Origin of the sequence: Roseomonas alba (genome assembly GCF_019430885.1) — a bacterium.
In the GTDB taxonomy this organism is placed as follows: domain Bacteria; phylum Pseudomonadota; class Alphaproteobacteria; order Acetobacterales; family Acetobacteraceae; genus Neoroseomonas; species Neoroseomonas alba.
The window spans coordinates 337,215-354,029 of sequence record NZ_JAHYBZ010000003.1 but is presented as its reverse complement, the minus strand read 5'-3'; the positions used below and the strand labels follow the sequence as shown (position 1 = coordinate 354,029).

The following is a 16,815-nucleotide window of genomic DNA, read 5'->3' as shown; positions in this document are numbered from 1 at the left end:
CAGGGCTTTGCCCTGGACCCGGAAAAGGCCGAAAGGCCTTTGCAGACCTCCATTTGGCAATGGGCGCCGTGGGCAGAATGGGCGCCGAAACCTGCCTTCGCGCATGAAACGCGCTGGAGGGGGGATGAGGGCTTCCCGGCTTGTCCGGCGCCAATAGCCTGCGGTCCAGGTGGCCCAGCCACCTGGCGGGGCGGTTCGGAGGGGCGGCGCCCCTCCGATAGCCGCCCGTGGCACACGAAGAGGACGCCCCGGCGTCAGAACGACCCCACCGCGCTCCCGATCACGATCACTGCGACCAGCCCGAGCAACGCGCTGACCACGCAGGCCATGACCAGGTCGAAATAGGACGTCTTGTGCGTGGTCCCGCACACGGCGAGCAGCGTCACCACCGCGCCATTGTGCGGCAGGCTGTCCAGCGCGCCCGCGCCGATCACCGCGACGCGGTGCATCAGCCCCGGATCGAGGCCCGTGGCCGCAGCGATTTCCATGAAGCGCGGCCCGAGCGCGTCCAGAGCGATGGTCAGCCCGCCCGAGGCTGAGCCGGTCAGTGCCGCGAGGATATTGGTTGCCGCCGCGAGCGAGACCAGTGGCCCGCCGCCGATGCCGAGAACCCAGTCGCGCACGGCTTCGAAGGCCGGCAAGGCGGCGACCACGGCGCCGAAGCCGACCAGGCTGGCGACGGAGAAGATCGGCAGCACGGAGGCGTTGGCACCGGCATCCATCGTCGCGCGCAGGTCCGGCAGCCGTGTGAAGGAGGTCGCGAGTAACACGATGATCGCGGCGAGCAGCGCGACCGCCACCGACCACACGCCGGCGACGGCGGACAGGGACGTGCCGCCCCAACGCGGCTCGGCCAGGAAGGAGGCGTCGATGTTGGGCAGCACCAGCATCGACATCACCAGGTTCACCACCACCACCACGACCAGCGGCAGGGCGGCGATGAAGACCGGCGGCTCGGTCGGGGCGTGCTGGCTGTGATGCACCTCGGCCGGGTCGAAGGCGGCGGCGGTGGTGGCGCGCTCGCGGACCAGCGGGTCGTCGGCGGCCGCGTCCACATCGGGGGGGGTCTCGTCGCCGAAACCCTCGCCGGTCGCGCGGGCGTGGGATTCCTGCCGGCGCAGCCACCACATGCCGAAGCCGAACATGATGGCGGTCGCGATCAGGCCGAGGCCGGGCGCGGCGAAGGCCGTGGTGCCGAAAACCGGCATGGGAATGGCGTTCTGGATCGCCGGCGTGCCCGGCATGGCCGACATGGTGAAGGTCATGGTGCCCAGGCCGATCGCCGCCGGCATCAGCCGGCGCGGGATGCCAGCCTCGCGGAACAGGGCCATCGCCATGGGCACCAGCACGAAGATCGCGACGAAGAGCGACACGCCGCCATAGGTCACGGCGGCGCCGGCCAGAACCACCGACAGCATCGCGCGCTGCGGGCCGAGCGTGACGGTCATCCAGCGCGCGATGGAGCCCACCGCGCCGCTGTCTTCCATCAGCTTGCCGAACAGCGCGCCGAGCAGGAAAAGCGGGAAGAACTGCGCGACGAAATGCGCCGCGCTGCCCATGAAGGTCTGCGTCCAGTGGGCGAGCAGCGGCTGTCCGGCGAAGGCCGCCGCGACGATCGCGGCGATGGGCGCCAGCAGCAGCACCGACCAGCCACGAAAGGCGAACCAGACGAGGAGCGCAAGGCCCGCCAGGATTCCGATCAGGCCCATGGTCTCAATCCGTCTTCAGCAGGTATTCGATGGGCAGGGTCGAACGCGTGCCGAGCGCCGCGCCGTTCTCCTCCAGGAAGGCTTCCGCCGCCCGGCGTCCCTCGTCGCGCAGCATGGTCAGGAACTCCCATTCCGCGTTCAGTTTCGACGACGCGCCGAGCGTCAGCAGCAGGTCGGACTTCACCAGATGCACGCGCATCTTGGCCCAGTGCGCGGTCTTCTCGTTGCCGGGGTCGGCGACCTCGCGCAGCAGCGCCATCATCTGCAGTTCCTTGAGCAGGACGGCGTTGAAGGCGACTTCGTTCAGCCGGTTGAGGATGTCGCGCGCGGATTTCGGAATGCCGGGCCGTTCCACCGGATTGATGCCGATGATGATGGTGTCGTCTGACACGCATTCGTTGATCAGCGGCGTCATCGTCGGATTGCCCGAATAGCCGCCATCCCAATAGGCCTGGCCGTCGATCTCGACCGCCTGGAACATGAAGGGCAGGCAGGCCGAGGCGAGCAGCGCCGCGGGCGACAGGTCCGCATTGCGGAACACGCGCGGCCGGCCGGTGTGGACGTTCGTCGCGGTGATGAACAGCTTGATGGGAGCGGCGGACAGCGCCTCGAAATCCACCGTCTCGGCAAGCACGGCGGCGAGTGGGTTGGGCATGCCGAAATCGAGGTCGTAGGGCGAGAAGACCCGCGTCGCGAGATCCATCGCGACATAGGCGGGAGAATTGTCGAGCGACCAGCGGCCGAGCAGCACATCGAGCGGCCCGCGCCGCAGCGGGCTGAAGGCCGCGGCCTTCGAGACGCGCTGCCAGAAGGTGGCCAGTGCCTCCTTGGCGCCCACGGCGCCGCCCTGCATGTGGCCATAGGCCATGACAGCGGCGTTCATCGCGCCGGCGGAGGTGCCGGAGGCGGCCTCGATGGTGAAGCCATCTTCCTCGAGCAGGCGATCGAGCACGCCCCAGGTGAAGGCGCCGTGGCTGCCGCCTCCTTGCAGGGCGAGGTCGATCAGCAGGGGTTCACGCACGGAAGCCCGGCGCGCGACGCGCGTCCGGGGCGGTCTGGATTCGGACACAGGCGGCTCCCGTCGGTTTGTGCGCCGCACAATAGGCGCGCCGGGCGGCATTGGCACCCTTCTTGTGTCAGGGGTCTGTGCCGGGCGTCCCAAAGCGTCGCCTGATAGCCCTTTGCTTGTGCTGTGGACCCGAGAGGGGCCTTGCCCCTCTCGGACTCTCTCCACCAAAGGCCGAAGGGCCTCTGTAAACCGCAACCTGGCGTCTCGCGCCATTGGCAGGATCAACGCCGCGACGCGCTCCCGCGCACGGAGGGCGCTTGGCGGACGCCTTCATCCTGTTGCGCTCGGTGCCAGAGGATTGCGGTCCAGGATGCCCAGCATCCAGGGGTACCCATTGATGTTGCCAGGCAACGTCAATGAGACCCCGATGATCGGGTGGTTTGGAAGGGCAGAGCCCCTCCGACGGCGACTGCGGACGACCTCAGGAAGGCTCGCGGCTTATCTCGGCGCAGGCCGGACGTTGGCGCGCAGCGCGTCGAGCACGGAATCCATCGCCGCCTGGAAGCCAGGCCCGTCCAGATAACCGTCCATCGCCCCAGTGCGGTCGAGGAAGGTCTTCCAGGCATTGCCCTGCATGCCCTGCCGGAAGCGGTCGTGCAGGGAGGCCGCGACGTCGTCGGGCAGGCCAGCGGGGGTGCTGAGGCCCTTCATGTTCTCGACCACCACGTCGTAGCCGAGTTCACGCAGCGTCGGCGCGTCCGGGTGGGTCGGGATGCGTTCGGCGGAGGCGACGGCAAGCGCCTTCACCTCGCCGGCCTGGGCGAGGCCCGCCATCTCCTCCGGCGCCAGCACGGCGAGTTCCACCGTGCCCGACATGAGCGCCTGGAGCGACGGCGCGCCCCCGGTGAAGGGCACATGCAGCAGCTCGATGCCGGCGGATTGCGACAGCAGCACGAAGACCGCGTGATAGATCGACCCGATGCCGGAGGAAGCATGCGGGATGGTGCCCGGTGCGCGCTTCGCGGCGTCGATCATCGCTGGCAGGTCGCCGAAGCGCCCACCCTTCTTCGCCACGATCAGCAGCGGCTGCCGCGTCAGACGGATGATGGCGCGGAAGGATGTCTTGGGGTCGTAGGGCAGTTCGCGGAAGGCGGGAAGCGAGGTGCTCTCGCTGCCGCCATTGACGATCAGGTTCAGCCCGTCCGGCGGCAGGCCCGCCACCTGCTGCGCAGCGATCGCTCCGCCGGCGCCGGGCCGGTTGAGGACGACGATGGGCGTGGGAAAGAAGCGCGAGGCAGAGTCCGCGATGGCGCGCGCCGCGAGGTCAGCCCCACCGCCCGGGGCGAAGCCGACGATGAGCTGGATGGGTCGCGATGGCTCCCAGGTCGCACGCGCAATGCGCGGCGCAGCGATCAAGCCGCCGGCAGCGGCCAGCAAGGCCCGGCGATGGGTCATGGACTTTCTCTCCCGATCTTGTGTTTGGCGGGAGGTTAGCCGCGGATGGCGCGGTTGTCGCGGGGGACGGCCGCCAAGCGGCATTGCCCCCCTTGTGTCGGCCGGGAGCCGCAAGTCTGCCGGCCGAACGCCGTCATGCGCCCGGGCGCAGCCCGGAACATGCGGCGTTCACGCGCATCATAGCGCGTGCGGATGATGCCATCCGCACGCGATCGGTCCTAGGCGACGCGGTCCTGCTCGGGGATCTGCTCGCCGCGTGCCACCCGCGCGATGTTGCCCAGCCAGTGCTGGATGCCTTTCCGGGAGTTCTCGAAGGCGGTGGAGGCGGAATGCGGCGTCACGATCACATTGTCCATGTGCAGCAGGGGGTGGTCCGGGGGTGGCGGCTCGGCGTCGAACACGTCCACCGCGGCACCCGCCAGCGTGCCGTTCCGCAGTGCCTCGATCAGATCGGCCTCCACCACGACGCCACCGCGCGCGACATTCACGAGCAGCGCCCCGCGCTTCATGAGCCCGAAGGCGCGGGCGTCGATCATGCCCCTTGTCTCCGGCGAGAGCGGGCAATGCAGCGTGACGATGTCGCTCTCCGCCAGCAGTGCGTCCAGGCTTCGGTATGCGACGCCGAGCGCCTGCTCCTCGGCGGGCGGCAGGCGATGGCGGTTGTGATACAGGATGTGGCCCTCGAAGCCGGCCAGGCGCTGCGCCACGCCCTTCCCGATGCTGCCCAGCCCGACGATGCCGACCGTCTTGCCGGACACCATGATGCTGCGCTTCCAGACCTCGTTCTTCTCCCAGCCGCCGGCAGCGGTCGAGATGTGCGCCTGCACGATGCGCCGGGCGAGGGCGATCATCACGCCGATGGTGAATTCCGCCACCGGGCCGGCATTGCTGCCGGTTGTGCGCGCCACCTGGATGCCGCGGGCGCGGCAGGCCTCGAGGTCGATATTGTCGATGCCGACGCCCCATTTGTGCAGCAGCTTCAGCCGAGGCCCGGCGGCCAGGATTTCCGCCGTTACGGGCACGTCCCACCACACCGCGTAGTCGGCGTCGCGCACCGCGGCCTTGAGATCCTCGACGCTGCGGCCCGTGACGGCCGTGACCGTGAAGCCCGGGGGCAGCACCTCGGCGATGATGGGTTCGAGCTCCGCCGCGATGGGCTGGAGCAGGGCGATGTGTCCGCTCATGCGCCGCGGTCCCCTTGCATCGTTGTCGCGGCGCGGCGTGCCGGGATCTTCAGGCCACGTTCCCGGCGGGCGATCGCCGCGCACGCTTCGGCCTGCGCCAGCGTGGGGCAGGCCTCATGGCGCATCGGCCGGGCCGCCGCGATAGTAGGAGACCACGTCCCGGATGGGCCGCAGATGGGCCTCCAGGACCGTATGGGCGGCCTCTTCGTCATGTCGTTCCAGGGCATCGACCAGGGCCTCGTGCTGTTCATGGATCAGGGCGGGCCGCCGCGGCTGGATCTTCAGCGAGATCAGCGCGACCCGCCTCTGCCGGGTCGAGAGTCCTGCATACATCTCCATCAGCACCTCGTTGCTCGACGCCGCCACGAGCGCCTGATGCAGGGCGGCATCGAGCACCATGTAGCGGGGCCCCGGCGTCGGCAACTCCCGGCGCATCTCCGCGAGCACGCTCCGCATCGCCGGCGGCGCTCCGGCCTTCGCGCGACACAGGCTGCCCGCGACGTGCCCCTCGATGATGCGGCGCGCCTCGTAGAACTCGAACATCTCGCGCAACGTCACGCCGCGCACCCTGGCGCCGCGCCGCGGCACCAGGTCGATCAGATGCTCGGCCTGCAGGCGGCTGAACGCCTCGCGCACCGGCGTGCGGGAGACGCCGATCAGGGTCGAGATGTGTTCCTCCTCGACGAAGGTATCGCTGGCGAGCTCCCCGTTGAGGATCCTGTCACGGATATAGACGTAGGCTCGCTGGCTCGCCGGCAGCTTGGCGGTGTCCGCTTCCACGGCGGCCTCCAGCGTCGGCGCTTCCCCGATATCCACCATTTCCCGTTCTGCCTCGATCCATCTGGCGATCCTGTAGCAGACCGGGCGCCGTCATACGTCGCCCGGCGGTCGGGGCACGTGTTGCGTCGCGTGCCCCGACCATCCATCAGGCGACCTGCACCTCTTCCAGGGTCACGCCTGAATAGAAGGTCAGCTGCTCCGGAAGATTGTGGAAGCCCTGCACGTTCTGGCGCATCGCATAGGCCTGGGTGCGCTTCACCAGGAAGCAGACCGGCACCTGCTCGATCAGGATGCGCTGCACCTGGTCGTAGATCGCCTTGCGCTTCGCCGTGTCGAACTCGGCCCGGCCCTCGGCGAAGAGCCGGGTCAGTTCGGGGATGTTCATGTTGGCACTGCGTCCCGAAGCTGGCGACAGGGAGCCGTCCATCACCGAGGCGAAACCGTCCACGTCCTGGCTGTCGCTCGTCGTGCCGTTGACGGCGATGTCGTATTGCCCGCGGGTCGCCCGTGTCACGAAGCCGGCCCAGTCCGGCAAGGCGAGCTGCGCGTCGATGCCGATGGCGGCGAGGTTCTGCTGGACCACCTCGGCGGTCGATTTGTGCATGCCGTTGGTGACGTTGGACAGCAGGTTGCAGGAGAAGCCGTTCGCATGCCCGGCTTCCGCGAGGAGCTGCTTTGCGCGCGCCGGATCGTAGGTCCAGCCATTCGCCATCTCCGCATTGTAGAAGGGGCTGCTTTCGGGCAGCGGCAGGCCGCCCACCACGCTGGCATGGCCGAAGAAGGCCGCCTTGCGGACATCGTCGCGCTGGATCGCGAAAGCCACGGCGCGGCGCACGCGCGGATCGGCGAAGGGGCTGCCGGCCCGCCCGTTGAAGATGATGTGCATGAAGGGGCCGAAGGTGCTGTCGAGCTTCACCGCGGGATTGGCCGCGAGGGAGTCGATCGACTGCCAGGGCACGTATTCGATGAGATCCACATCGCCGGTCTGCAACGCAGCGACGCGCGCATTCTCGTCGGCATAGACGGTCATGTTGAGCCGCTGCACCTTGGGCAGTCCCGGCCGATAGTAGCGGGCGGCAGGGACCAGGCGGACCGCCACGCCGCGCTCATTCTCCTCGATGCGGAAGGGGCCGCAGCCGACCGCGTCCGCGCCGGCGCCGGTGCCGCGGCAGACGATCGGCGCCTGCGGCAGGGCGAGCCAATTGGGCAGGGTCGCGATGGGCTGCCGCGTCACCAGCCGGACCGTCTTGTCGTCCGGCGTCTCGATGGCGGCGATCTGTTGCAGGTTGGCACGCAGATAGGCGGTCGAGCGTTCGCCCGCGATCTGTTCGATCGTGTATCTGACGTCGGCGGAGGTCAGCTTCTCGCCGTTGTGGAACCAGGCGTCGCGTAACCGGAACCGCCAGCCGGTGTCATCGGATTCCCAGGCTTCCGCGAGCTCGCCGCGAAGCTGCCCATCCGCAGAGTAGGACAGCAGGCCGCGGCGATGGCAGATGTTGACTGTGGCCGCGGCGGTGCCGGCATGCTGCCAGGGGTTGAAGGTCGGCGGATAGAGCTGCAGCCCATACCGCAGCACCGAAGTCTGGGCCTGCGCCGCGCGCGGTCCGATCGCGGTGATCAGCGGCGCGCCGGCGGCGCCGGCCATGAAGGAGCGACGTGTCAGGGTCATGCGCGTATCTCCATTGATCCGGTATGGGGGCGGGAGCGGGCGAAGCGGCCCAGGGCGAAGGGGGTCGGGTCGACGATCGGGCGATCTCCGGTGACGAGATCAGCCATCAGCCGGCCCGCGCCGGGACCGATGCCGAAGCCATGGCCGGAGAATCCCGTTGCGATGTGAAAGCCCGGGATCGTGGCGACGGAGGAGATCACCGGCACCGTATCGGGCGTGACGTCGATCAGCCCTGCCCAGCGTTCGCGAACTTCGACACCGCGGAAGGCGGGCATAGCCTGGGACAGATTTTCCAGCCCCTCCCGCAGCAGCGACTGCGTCGGTGCGGGGTCAAGGACGCGCACCTCCTCGAAGGGCGTCGTCTCATCGAGCTGCCAGCGGCGTTTCGCGCGCCATTCCTCGACGAAGCGGCGACCGATGCGCAGGCGCATCTCGCGGAAGGACTGGCGCATCGTCGGCAGGAAATCGGCGAAGAGCCGGAAGCTGTCGGGGACGATCTCCGCGATGCTGGCGTTGCGGCGGGAGACGGTGAACCCTCCATCCTGGCGCCGGCGGAAGGAGAAGTTGCTGGCGCCGACCGCGCAGTCGGGCGGGGCGGCGACCGGCGCGGTGCGCAGCACCGAGCTCAGCATCTTGAGCTGCGGCAGGTCGATGCCGAGATTGCCGCAGAAGAGGCGCGACCAGGCGCCGCCGGCGAGCACCACGGCGTCGCATGCGATGCTGCCGCGTTCGGTGACGACGCCGGCGGCGCGACCGGCGCGCAGCTCGAGGCCGCGCACTGCACAACGCCCATGGATCGTGGCGCCGCCGCGCCGCGCGGCGCGCGCCATGGCGGGCACGGCCTTCTCGGGCTCGGCGACGCCGTCGCTCGGCGTGTGCAGGGCCCCGGCGAAGCGGCGGACGGAACCCGTGATCACCGCCGCGGTGCCGGCCGTGTCGAGCAGCCGGGTGTCGATCTGCCAGGCGCGGGCATGTTCGAGCCAATGCGCGGCCTCGGCCAGCTCGGCCTCGGTATCGAAGGCCCAGACTGTGCCGGGCTGGCGGAAGCCGATATCCGCCTGCACCGTGGCTTCCATGGCGCGCCACAGCCTGAGGCTCTCCAGCCCGAGCGGAATCTCGTCCGGGTGACGCCCCATCACGCGGCACCAGCCCCAGTTCCGGCTGGACTGCTCGGCGCCGATGCGGCCCTTCTCGCAAACCGCGACGCTGACGCCCTTTGCCACCAGCGCGAGGGCCGTGCTGACGCCGGCGATGCCGCCGCCGATCACCACCACCTCGGCCCGTGTCGGCAGCGTCTCGTCGTAGTCGGCGTCCTGCAGGTTTGCGAGCATCACTGATGTCCGTCGGGCTGGGTGTCAGGAGCGAGTTCAGGATCGTCGACGCGGATGCAGGCCACGCGGTGGCCCGGCCCCGCGACATCCAGCGCCGGCACCGCGTCAGCGCAGGCCGCCACGGCCCAGGCGCAGCGCGTGCGGAAGACGCAGCCGCTCGGCGGATTGGCGGGGCTCGGCGGATCGCCGCGCAGCAGGATGCGCCGGCGGCGGCGCAGCGGATCGATGTTCGGCGCCGCCGAGAGCAGCGCGCGGGTATAGGGATGGCGCGGCCGCTCGAACACCGCGGCGGCGGGGCCTTCCTCCATGACGCGCCCGAGGTAGAGGACGACGACCCGGTCGCACAGGCTGCGCACCACCGGCAGGTCATGGCTGATGAACAGCATCGCCAGCCCCAGCCGTGCCCGCAGATCGGCCAGCAGCGCGAGCACCTGCGCTTGGACCGACACGTCAAGAGCCGAGACCGGCTCGTCGGCGACGAGGAAGTCCGGGCCTACGGCCAACGCCCGGGCGATGCCGATGCGCTGTCGCTGGCCGCCGGAGAATTCGTGCGGATAGCGGTCAGCGTGGGCCTTGGGCAGGCCGACCTGATCGAGCAGGGTCGCGACGCGTCCGGGAATCTCGGCCCGCGTGGCGAGGCCATGCGCCAGTAGCCCGTCGGCGATCTGGGCGCTGACGCGGCGGCGTGGATCGAGGCTCGAATAGGGATCCTGGAAGACAAGTTGCATCCGGCGGCGAAGGCCACGTGCCGCTTCGCCTTTCAGATTGGCGATCACGGTGCCGTCGAGGCGCACGCTGCCGCCGCTGGCCGGGGTGAGGCCGAGCAGGACGCGGCCCATCGTGCTCTTGCCCGAGCCGCTTTCGCCGACCAGGCCGACTGCCTCGCCGCGCGCGACGGACAGCGAGACCTCGCAGAGCGCGCGCACCGGCTTGCCGCCGAGGCCGAACAGGCCGCGGCCGCCGAACTGCTTGGACAGGTTCGTCGCCTCGATCAGTGCGGTCATGCCTCGGCCCCCTGGGTCACGGGGAGACGCTGCCATTCGCGCCAGCGGATGCAGCGCGTGTCGTGGCCGGGGGCAGCCTGTTCCAGCGGCGGCGGTGCCGCCTCGCAGGCGTCGCGCCGGGAGACGCAGCGGGGCGCGAAGGCACAGCCCGCCGGCAGGTGCTGCGGCAATGGCACCGTGCCCGGGATGGCCTGAGGCAGGGAGCCATCTTCGGGCGGTGCGCTGCGCAGCAGGGCGGCGGTATAGGGATGCAGCGGCCGGGTGAAGATCTCGGCGACCGGCCCGTGCTCGACCACTTCGCCGGCATACATCACCACGACACGGTCGGCGATTTCGGCCACCACCGGCAGGGCGTGGGTGATGAAGACCAGGCCCATGCCGTTCTCGGCCTTCAGCTCCGCCAGCAATTCAAGGACCTGGGCCTGGATGGTGACGTCCAGCGCGGTGGTCGGTTCATCGGCGATCAGCAGCGTCGGGCGATTGGCGATGGCCATCGCGATCATGGCGCGCTGGCGCATGCCGCCCGACAATTCGTGCGGGAAGCTGCGGGCGCGGCGCGCGGCGTCCGGGATGCCGACCCTGGCGAGAAGCGCCACTGCTTCCTGCCAGGCGCTGCGGCGCGACAGCGGGCGGTGGGCGCGGATCGCCTCGACGATCTGCGTGCCGATGCGATGCACCGGGTTCAGGCTCGACATCGGGTCCTGGAAGATCATCGCCAACTCGGCCCCGCGCAGGCGCCGCAATGCCGCTTCGTCCATCCGCAGCAATTCGCGCTCGCCGAACAGCACCGCCCCTTCCTCCGGTCGCGCGACGAGCGGCAGCAGGCCGAGCACCGCGAGGCCGGTGAGCGACTTGCCCGAGCCGCTTTCGCCGACGATGGCGAGCGTCTCCCCGGGCGCCACGGACCAGGAGACCGACCGAACCGGCCGCACGGCGCCCGCGGGCGTATCGATGGCGACCGTCAGGTCACGCACCGCGAGCGACGCCCCGGCGCGGAAGGGCAGGCCGGGCAGCAGCGCCGGCAGCAGCCAGCGGCGCTGCCGCGGCGGCACGCCATGCGGATCGACTGCCGCGCGCACCGCGTCGCAGAGCGCGTTCATCGACAGCACGGTCAGGGTGAGCGCGAGGCACGGCCAGAGCAGCGGCAGCGGCGTCTGCGCCATGGTCGACCGCGCCGCGCCGATCATCAATCCCCAGGACGGCGAAGGCGGCACCACGCCGAGGCCGAGGAAGCTCAGCCCGGATTCCAGCACCACGGCGGAGGCCATGGCGAGCGAGAACTGCACCAGCACCGGCCCGCCGATGTTCGGCAGCACGGTGCGCAGCATGATGCGCAGCTTGCCGACACCGAGCGCGCGCTGCGCCTCGACATATTCCTGGTGGCGGACGCTGAGCACCCCGGCATAGGCGACGCGGACGAAGCCCGGCAGATAGACGAGGGCGAGCACAGGAATGAGCGTCGCCGCCCCCGGTCCCAGCAGCGTCACCACCAGCAGGGCCAGCAGCAGCGGCGGGAAGCAGAGCACGATGTCGGCGGCCCGGATGGTGAGCAGGTCCACCACGCCACCGAGGAACCCGCCCATCACGCCGAGGGCGGTGCCAATCACGCAGGCGATGGTCGCGGACAGCAATGCGACGGTCAGCGAGGACCGCGCGCCCCACAGCAGCCGGGAAAGGATGTCGCGCCCGACCTCGTCCTGCCCGAGCAGGTGTTGCCAGGACGGCCCGGCCAGCCGGTTGGGGACGTCGATCCGCACCGGATCGGGCAGGCCGAGATAGGGCACGAGCAGCGCCAGCAGCGCGATGATCCCGACGGCGGCGAGCGGAATGGGATTGATGCGCCTCATGCCCGCCGCACCCGCGGGTCGAGGACGCCATAGACCAGGTCCATCGTCAGGTTCAGCGCCACGAAAAGCACCGAGATCACCAGGACCACGCCCTGCACCATCGGATAGTCGCGCGCATTCACCGCATCGACGAGCAGCCCCGACAGGCCCGGATAGTTGAAGACGTATTCGACCAGCACGGTGCCGCCGAGCAGCGTGCCCAGATGCAGGGCGAGCACCGTGACGACCGGGATCAGCGCGTTGCGCAGCACATGACGCAGCACGACGCCCGCTGGGGCGACGCCCTTGGCCCGGGCGGTGCGGACATGGTCGCGGGTGATCACGTCGATCACCGCCGCACGGGTCATGCCGAACAGCACCGGCGCGAGGCTGGAGGCGATGGTGATCGCCGGCATCAGCACCTGAGCCACGTGCCGCGTCGGATCGGTCCGGAAGGGCGTGAACCCGCCCGCCGGCAGCAGGGCCAGCCATTGCGCGAAGACCAGCACCAGCAGCGTGCCGACGACGAAGACCGGGACCGACAGTGACAGCCCCGCGAGACCCATGGCGAGGCGGTCGAACCAGCCGCCGCGGCGCAGCGCCGCAAGCAGGCCGAGCGGAATGCCGGTCAGCACGGAGACCAGCGCCGCGACGGCGATCAGTTCCAGCGTTCGCGGCAGACGGGCGAAGACCTGGCCGGAAACTGAGGCCTGATCGGTGAGGGAGACGCCGAGATCGCCGGAGAGCAGCCCCTGGAAGTTGGCCCGGTACTGGTCCCAGATCGACCGGTCGAGGCCGAGCTGGTCGCGCAGCTCGGCGACCACCGCGGCATCGGGCGAGACGCCGCCCTGGCTCAGCATGATCTCGGCCGGATCGCCGGGCACCAGGCGGATCGCGAGGAAGACCACGCTGGCCACGATCCAGACCAGGACCAGGGCGACGCCGATCCGCCGCAGCACCCACATCGCGGGTCAGCCGTCCAGCGCCGCTTGCGGATAGATCAGCCGCGCCGCATCGCGGGTCAGCCGGCCCTCGGCGATGTCGCGCGCGACCAGTGCCGGATCGCGCCGCTCAGGCGAGCCATAGCCGCCGCCCCCGGCGGTGACGATGGACAGCACATCGCCCGCCTTCATCAGCACGAGACCATGGTCATAGGGCAGGTCGCCGGCCTCGATGACGGCGCGCGCACCGTCGAGGCCGCCGGCCAGCCCCCAGGGCGAGGTCCGCATGCGCGAGCCGTCGAGGCGCAGGCGGCACGGAGCCTCGGCGCGGTAGACGCGGCGCAGCCCCATGCCGCCGCGATGGGCGCCGGCACCGCCCGAGCCGTCCACCAGCTCGTACCGCATCAGGGTCAGCGGATACTCGTTCTCCAGTGCCTCGACTGGCAGGTTCGAGGTGTTGGTCATGTGCACCTGAACGCCGTCGAGCCCGTCCTTGGTCGCACGAGCGCCGGAGCCGCCGCCGATGGTCTCGAGGTAGATCCAGGACGAGCCGTCCGGATTGGTGCCGGCGAAATGCGCCACCGTGTTGGCACCGTTCGTCGCGGCGATGACGCGATCCGGCACCGCCGGGGCGAGGGCGCCGAAGACGAGGTCCACCACGCGCTGGCAGGTGCTGCAGCGGCCATTGACCGCCGCGGGGTAGCTGCAATTGACGACGGTGCCCTCGGTGGCCGTCACGGTCAGGGGGCGCGCCAGCCCCGCATTGGGCAGCACGGTTGGGTCCACCAGGCATTTCACCGCGTAGTAGACGGTCGCCAGCAGCGCCGTATGCGTCATGTTGAGCCCGGCGCGGACCTGCGGCGGCGCATCGAAGTGCAGATGCATGGTGTCGCCGGCGACGGTGATCTCGCAGGAGAAGGCGAGCTCGTTGTCGATCTCCGGGTTCTCGTACACGTCATTGAAGCGATAGGTGCCGTCGGGGATCGCGTTGATGCCGGCGCGCATCTTGCGCTCGGCGTAGTCCTGCAAGGCATCGCCGGCGGCGAGGACCACGTCGCGGCCGTATTTGGCGCAGAGCGCCTGCATGCGCAGCACCCCGAGCCGGTTGGCCGCCATCTGCGCGCGCAGGTCGGACAGGCGCTCGCGCGGGACCTGGCAGTTCAGCAGGATCAGCTCCTGCACATCCTGCTGCAATTCTCCGGCGCGATAGAGCCGGATTGGCGGGATGCGCAGGCCTTCCTGGAAGATGTGGGCATGGCCGCGATCGGCGAAATCGGCGTGATGGGCCGTATTCACCGCCCAGGCGACGATCTGCCCGCCATCGAATATCGGTTCGGCCAGGACGAAATCCGGCAGATGGGTGCCGCCGCCCTCATAGGCATCGTTGCCGATGAAGACGTCGCCGGGGCGGATCTGGTCGACCGGATGGCGCTTGAGGATGTGCGGCAGCATGTCGATGAAGCTGCCGAGATGCATCGGGATGTGCTCGGCCTGGCAGAGCGTCGCGCCCGAGGGGTCGAACAGCGCGGTCGAGCAGTCCCGCCTTTCCTTGATGTTCGTCGAATGGCTGGCGCGCACCAGCGCCTCGCCCATCTCCTCGGTGATGGAGGACAGGGCGGAACCGATGACCTCGACCGTAATCGGATCCACCGCGACGTGGTCGAGCTTCAGCGCTGTGCTCATGCCGGGAACTCCAGGATGAGGTTGAGATAGGGCTCGACCAGGGCGGTCATGCCGGGCAGCAGGACGGTGGTCGCGTCCATCTGCTCGATGATCGCCGGGCCGGCGATGCGGTTTCCGGCGCGCAGCGCGGCACGGTCGTAGAGGGGGCAGGAGACCCAGCCGCCCGCCTCGGGCATCCACACATCGCGATGACCGATCAGGGCCGGGGCCGCATCCGGTCCCGCATCGGGCTGCGGTACGAAGTTGGCCTTCGCGACGAGGCCCGTCGCTTCGAGCCGGAAGGTGACGAGCTGCACCGTGCCTTCGGCATCGACGAAGCCGTATTGCCGGCGATGCGCCTCGGCGAAGCCGTCGGCCAGCGCCTGGAGGCTCGCCGCAGTGACCGGGCCTGGCGGCAGTTCGACCGGCAACTCGTAGTTCTGCCCGGCATAGCGCATGTCCACAGTGCGCAACGTGGCGCGGCGATCCTCGGGGATATGCTCCTCCGTGAACCATTGCTCGGCGCGCTGGGCGAGCTCGGCGAAGGCGTCCTCCACCGTCGGGGCCGCCGCATCATCCAGCACGGTGAGGCGGGTGGCGGCGAAATCCGCGCGCAGGTCGGTCAGCAGCAGACCCATGGCGCACAGGATGCCCGGGTTGCGCGGCACCAGGATGCGGCGGATCTCGAGTTCCCGTGCCAGGCGCGCCGCATGCAGCGGTCCGGCGCCGCCGAAGGCGACCAGCGTGTAGTCGCGCGGATCGTGGCCGCGCTGGACCGAGATCACCCGGATGGCGCGCGCCATGTTTGCCGTCACGACGGACAGGATGCCCTGCGCCGTCTCCATCAGGCCGAGGCCGAGTGTCTCGGCCAGCCGTCCGATCGCCTCCTTCGCCAGGTCCTGCCGGACCGCCATGCGGCCGCCGAGCAGGTGCGTCGGGTTCAGCGTCTGCAGCACGACGTTGGCGTCGGTGGTCGCCGGCTCGGTGTTGCCCTGGTCATAGCAGACGGGGCCCGGGAAGGCGCCGCAGCTGCGCGGGCCGACCTTCAGCAGGCCGCCGGAATCGACATGGGCGATGGATCCGCCGCCGGCGCCGACCGTGTGGATGTCGAGCATCGGTGCCTTGATCGGATAGCCATGGACGATGGCCTCGCCGGTCAGGCGGCACTGGCCGTCCTTCAGCAGCGCGACATCGGTGCTGGTGCCACCCATGTCGAAGGTGATGAGGTCGCCGATCCCCACCATGCGCCCGAGTTCCTGCGCCGCGACGACGCCGGTCGAGGGGCCGGAGAGTACGGTGCGGACAGGCAGGCGCGCGGCCTGGTCGAAGCCGATCACGCCGCCATTCGACTGCGTCAGATGGGGCGGCGTGGCGATGCCGAGATCCGCCAGCCGTCCCGCCAGGCGGCGGATGTAGCCCTGCATGACCGGGCCGAGATAGGCGTTCACCACGGCGGTCGAGACCCGTTCGAACTCGCGGAATTCCGGGGCGACCTCATGGCCGACACTGATGAAGGCGTCGGGCAGCTCCTCGGCGACGATGCGGCTCGCCAGGGCCTCGTGTTCCGGGCGCACGAAGCCGTAGAGGAAGCATATGGCCACCGCCTTCACCCCGGCATCCCGCAGCCGCCGCGCGGCGGCGCGCAGCGTCGCCTCGTCGAGCGTCGTCTCCACGCTGCCGTCGTGGCGGACGCGCTCCGGCACCTCGATGCGAAGATCGCGGGAGACCAGGACGAGCGGCTTGTCGACCTGCAGGTCGTAGAGATCGGGTCGCTTCTGGCGCCCGATCTCCAGCAGGTCGCGGAAGCCGTCCGTGGTGATCAGGCCGGTGCGCACCCCGCGATGCTGGATCAGCGCATTGGTGCCGACGGTCGTGCCATGGCCGAAATACCCGGCCGATCCCGGCGCAGCACCGACATTCGCGAGGCCTTCCTGCACGCCGGCGGCGATGCCGCGGGAAGGGTCGTCAGGTGTCGATGACACCTTCCAGACGGCGACCTCGCCGCTCTCTTCCTCGAACAGGCATATGTCGCAAAAGGTTCCGCCGGAATCGACGCCAATCCGCCAAGCCATCTGGACTCCTCACCCGATCGAAGGGGACCGCAGCAACACAGCAGGCGTGAGCAAGCGCACAAAATTCGATCAATTCGATCAAGTAGAGCGCGCTTACTCATCTGGCGTCGCACAAACGCCTATTCGCTGAGCGATTGTTATCTGTATGCGCCGCGTATGCAAGGGAGTCGCGC

12 protein-coding genes are annotated in these 16,815 nt (G+C 69.7%); all 12 read right to left on the bottom strand.

What is annotated here, in order from left to right; all coding sequences use genetic code 11:
* Positions 1-254 precede the first annotated feature (254 nt).
* Positions 255-1,709, bottom strand: a complete 1,455-nt coding sequence (locus tag KPL78_RS10355) for a GntP family permease (RefSeq protein ID WP_219762865.1) — start codon at positions 1,707-1,709, stop codon at positions 255-257.
* 4 nt (positions 1,710-1,713) lie between these two features.
* Positions 1,714-2,730, bottom strand: a complete 1,017-nt coding sequence (locus KPL78_RS10350) for a patatin-like phospholipase family protein (protein ID WP_369412725.1) — start codon at positions 2,728-2,730, stop codon at positions 1,714-1,716.
* A 486-nt stretch (positions 2,731-3,216) separates the two neighbouring features.
* The gene (locus tag KPL78_RS10345; RefSeq protein WP_219762863.1) at positions 3,217-4,173 is read right to left on the bottom strand and encodes a tripartite tricarboxylate transporter substrate binding protein; all 957 of its coding nucleotides are present in this window, start codon (positions 4,171-4,173) and stop codon (positions 3,217-3,219) included.
* A gap of 218 nt (positions 4,174-4,391) precedes the next feature.
* Entirely contained in the window at positions 4,392-5,357 is a 966-nt protein-coding gene (locus KPL78_RS10340; RefSeq protein WP_219762862.1) for a 2-hydroxyacid dehydrogenase, read from the bottom strand.
* Positions 5,358-5,471: 114 nt separating this feature from the next.
* Positions 5,472-6,176, bottom strand: a complete 705-nt coding sequence (locus tag KPL78_RS10335; protein ID WP_219762861.1) for a GntR family transcriptional regulator — start codon at positions 6,174-6,176, stop codon at positions 5,472-5,474.
* A gap of 106 nt (positions 6,177-6,282) precedes the next feature.
* Entirely contained in the window at positions 6,283-7,806 is a 1,524-nt protein-coding gene (locus KPL78_RS10330; protein ID WP_219762860.1) for an ABC transporter substrate-binding protein, read from the bottom strand.
* Positions 7,803-9,137 carry an NAD(P)/FAD-dependent oxidoreductase gene (locus tag KPL78_RS10325; RefSeq protein ID WP_219762859.1) on the bottom strand — a complete coding sequence of 445 codons (1,335 nt, stop codon included), beginning with the start codon at positions 9,135-9,137 and terminating at the stop codon, positions 7,803-7,805. The genes KPL78_RS10330 and KPL78_RS10325 overlap by 4 nt, the downstream gene beginning before the upstream one ends.
* Entirely contained in the window at positions 9,137-10,141 is a 1,005-nt protein-coding gene (locus KPL78_RS10320; RefSeq protein WP_219762858.1) for an ABC transporter ATP-binding protein, read from the bottom strand. The genes KPL78_RS10325 and KPL78_RS10320 overlap by 1 nt, the downstream gene beginning before the upstream one ends.
* Positions 10,138-11,988, bottom strand: a complete 1,851-nt coding sequence (locus tag KPL78_RS10315; RefSeq protein WP_219762857.1) for a dipeptide/oligopeptide/nickel ABC transporter permease/ATP-binding protein — start codon at positions 11,986-11,988, stop codon at positions 10,138-10,140. Before KPL78_RS10315 ends, KPL78_RS10320 begins: the two co-directional genes overlap by 4 nt.
* A complete protein-coding gene (locus tag KPL78_RS10310) occupies positions 11,985-12,932 on the bottom strand; it encodes an ABC transporter permease (RefSeq protein ID WP_219762856.1) in 948 nt (315 codons plus the stop codon). Before KPL78_RS10310 ends, KPL78_RS10315 begins: the two co-directional genes overlap by 4 nt.
* A gap of 6 nt (positions 12,933-12,938) precedes the next feature.
* Positions 12,939-14,591 (bottom strand): hydantoinase B/oxoprolinase family protein, encoded by a 1,653-nt coding sequence (locus KPL78_RS10305; protein WP_219762855.1) that lies wholly within the window; start codon positions 14,589-14,591, stop codon positions 12,939-12,941.
* Positions 14,588-16,642 (bottom strand): hydantoinase/oxoprolinase family protein, encoded by a 2,055-nt coding sequence (locus KPL78_RS10300; protein WP_219762854.1) that lies wholly within the window; start codon positions 16,640-16,642, stop codon positions 14,588-14,590. The genes KPL78_RS10305 and KPL78_RS10300 overlap by 4 nt, the downstream gene beginning before the upstream one ends.
* Between the last annotated feature and the right edge of the window lie 173 nt (positions 16,643-16,815).

Coding starts and splice junctions, on each gene's coding strand:
- KPL78_RS10340 (WP_219762862.1), bottom strand. CDS start 5,357: ATGAGCGGACACATCGCCCTGCTCCAGCCCATCGCGGCGGAGCTCGAA.
- KPL78_RS10355 (WP_219762865.1), bottom strand. CDS start 1,709: ATGGGCCTGATCGGAATCCTGGCGGGCCTTGCGCTCCTCGTCTGGTTC.
- KPL78_RS10335 (WP_219762861.1), bottom strand. CDS start 6,176: ATGGTGGATATCGGGGAAGCGCCGACGCTGGAGGCCGCCGTGGAAGCG.
- KPL78_RS10330 (WP_219762860.1), bottom strand. CDS start 7,806: ATGACCCTGACACGTCGCTCCTTCATGGCCGGCGCCGCCGGCGCGCCG.
- KPL78_RS10300 (WP_219762854.1), bottom strand. CDS start 16,642: ATGGCTTGGCGGATTGGCGTCGATTCCGGCGGAACCTTTTGCGACATA.
- KPL78_RS10345 (WP_219762863.1), bottom strand. CDS start 4,173: ATGACCCATCGCCGGGCCTTGCTGGCCGCTGCCGGCGGCTTGATCGCT.
- KPL78_RS10320 (WP_219762858.1), bottom strand. CDS start 10,141: ATGACCGCACTGATCGAGGCGACGAACCTGTCCAAGCAGTTCGGCGGC.
- KPL78_RS10310 (WP_219762856.1), bottom strand. CDS start 12,932: ATGTGGGTGCTGCGGCGGATCGGCGTCGCCCTGGTCCTGGTCTGGATC.
- KPL78_RS10315 (WP_219762857.1), bottom strand. CDS start 11,988: ATGAGGCGCATCAATCCCATTCCGCTCGCCGCCGTCGGGATCATCGCG.
- KPL78_RS10325 (WP_219762859.1), bottom strand. CDS start 9,137: ATGCTCGCAAACCTGCAGGACGCCGACTACGACGAGACGCTGCCGACA.
- KPL78_RS10305 (WP_219762855.1), bottom strand. CDS start 14,591: ATGAGCACAGCGCTGAAGCTCGACCACGTCGCGGTGGATCCGATTACG.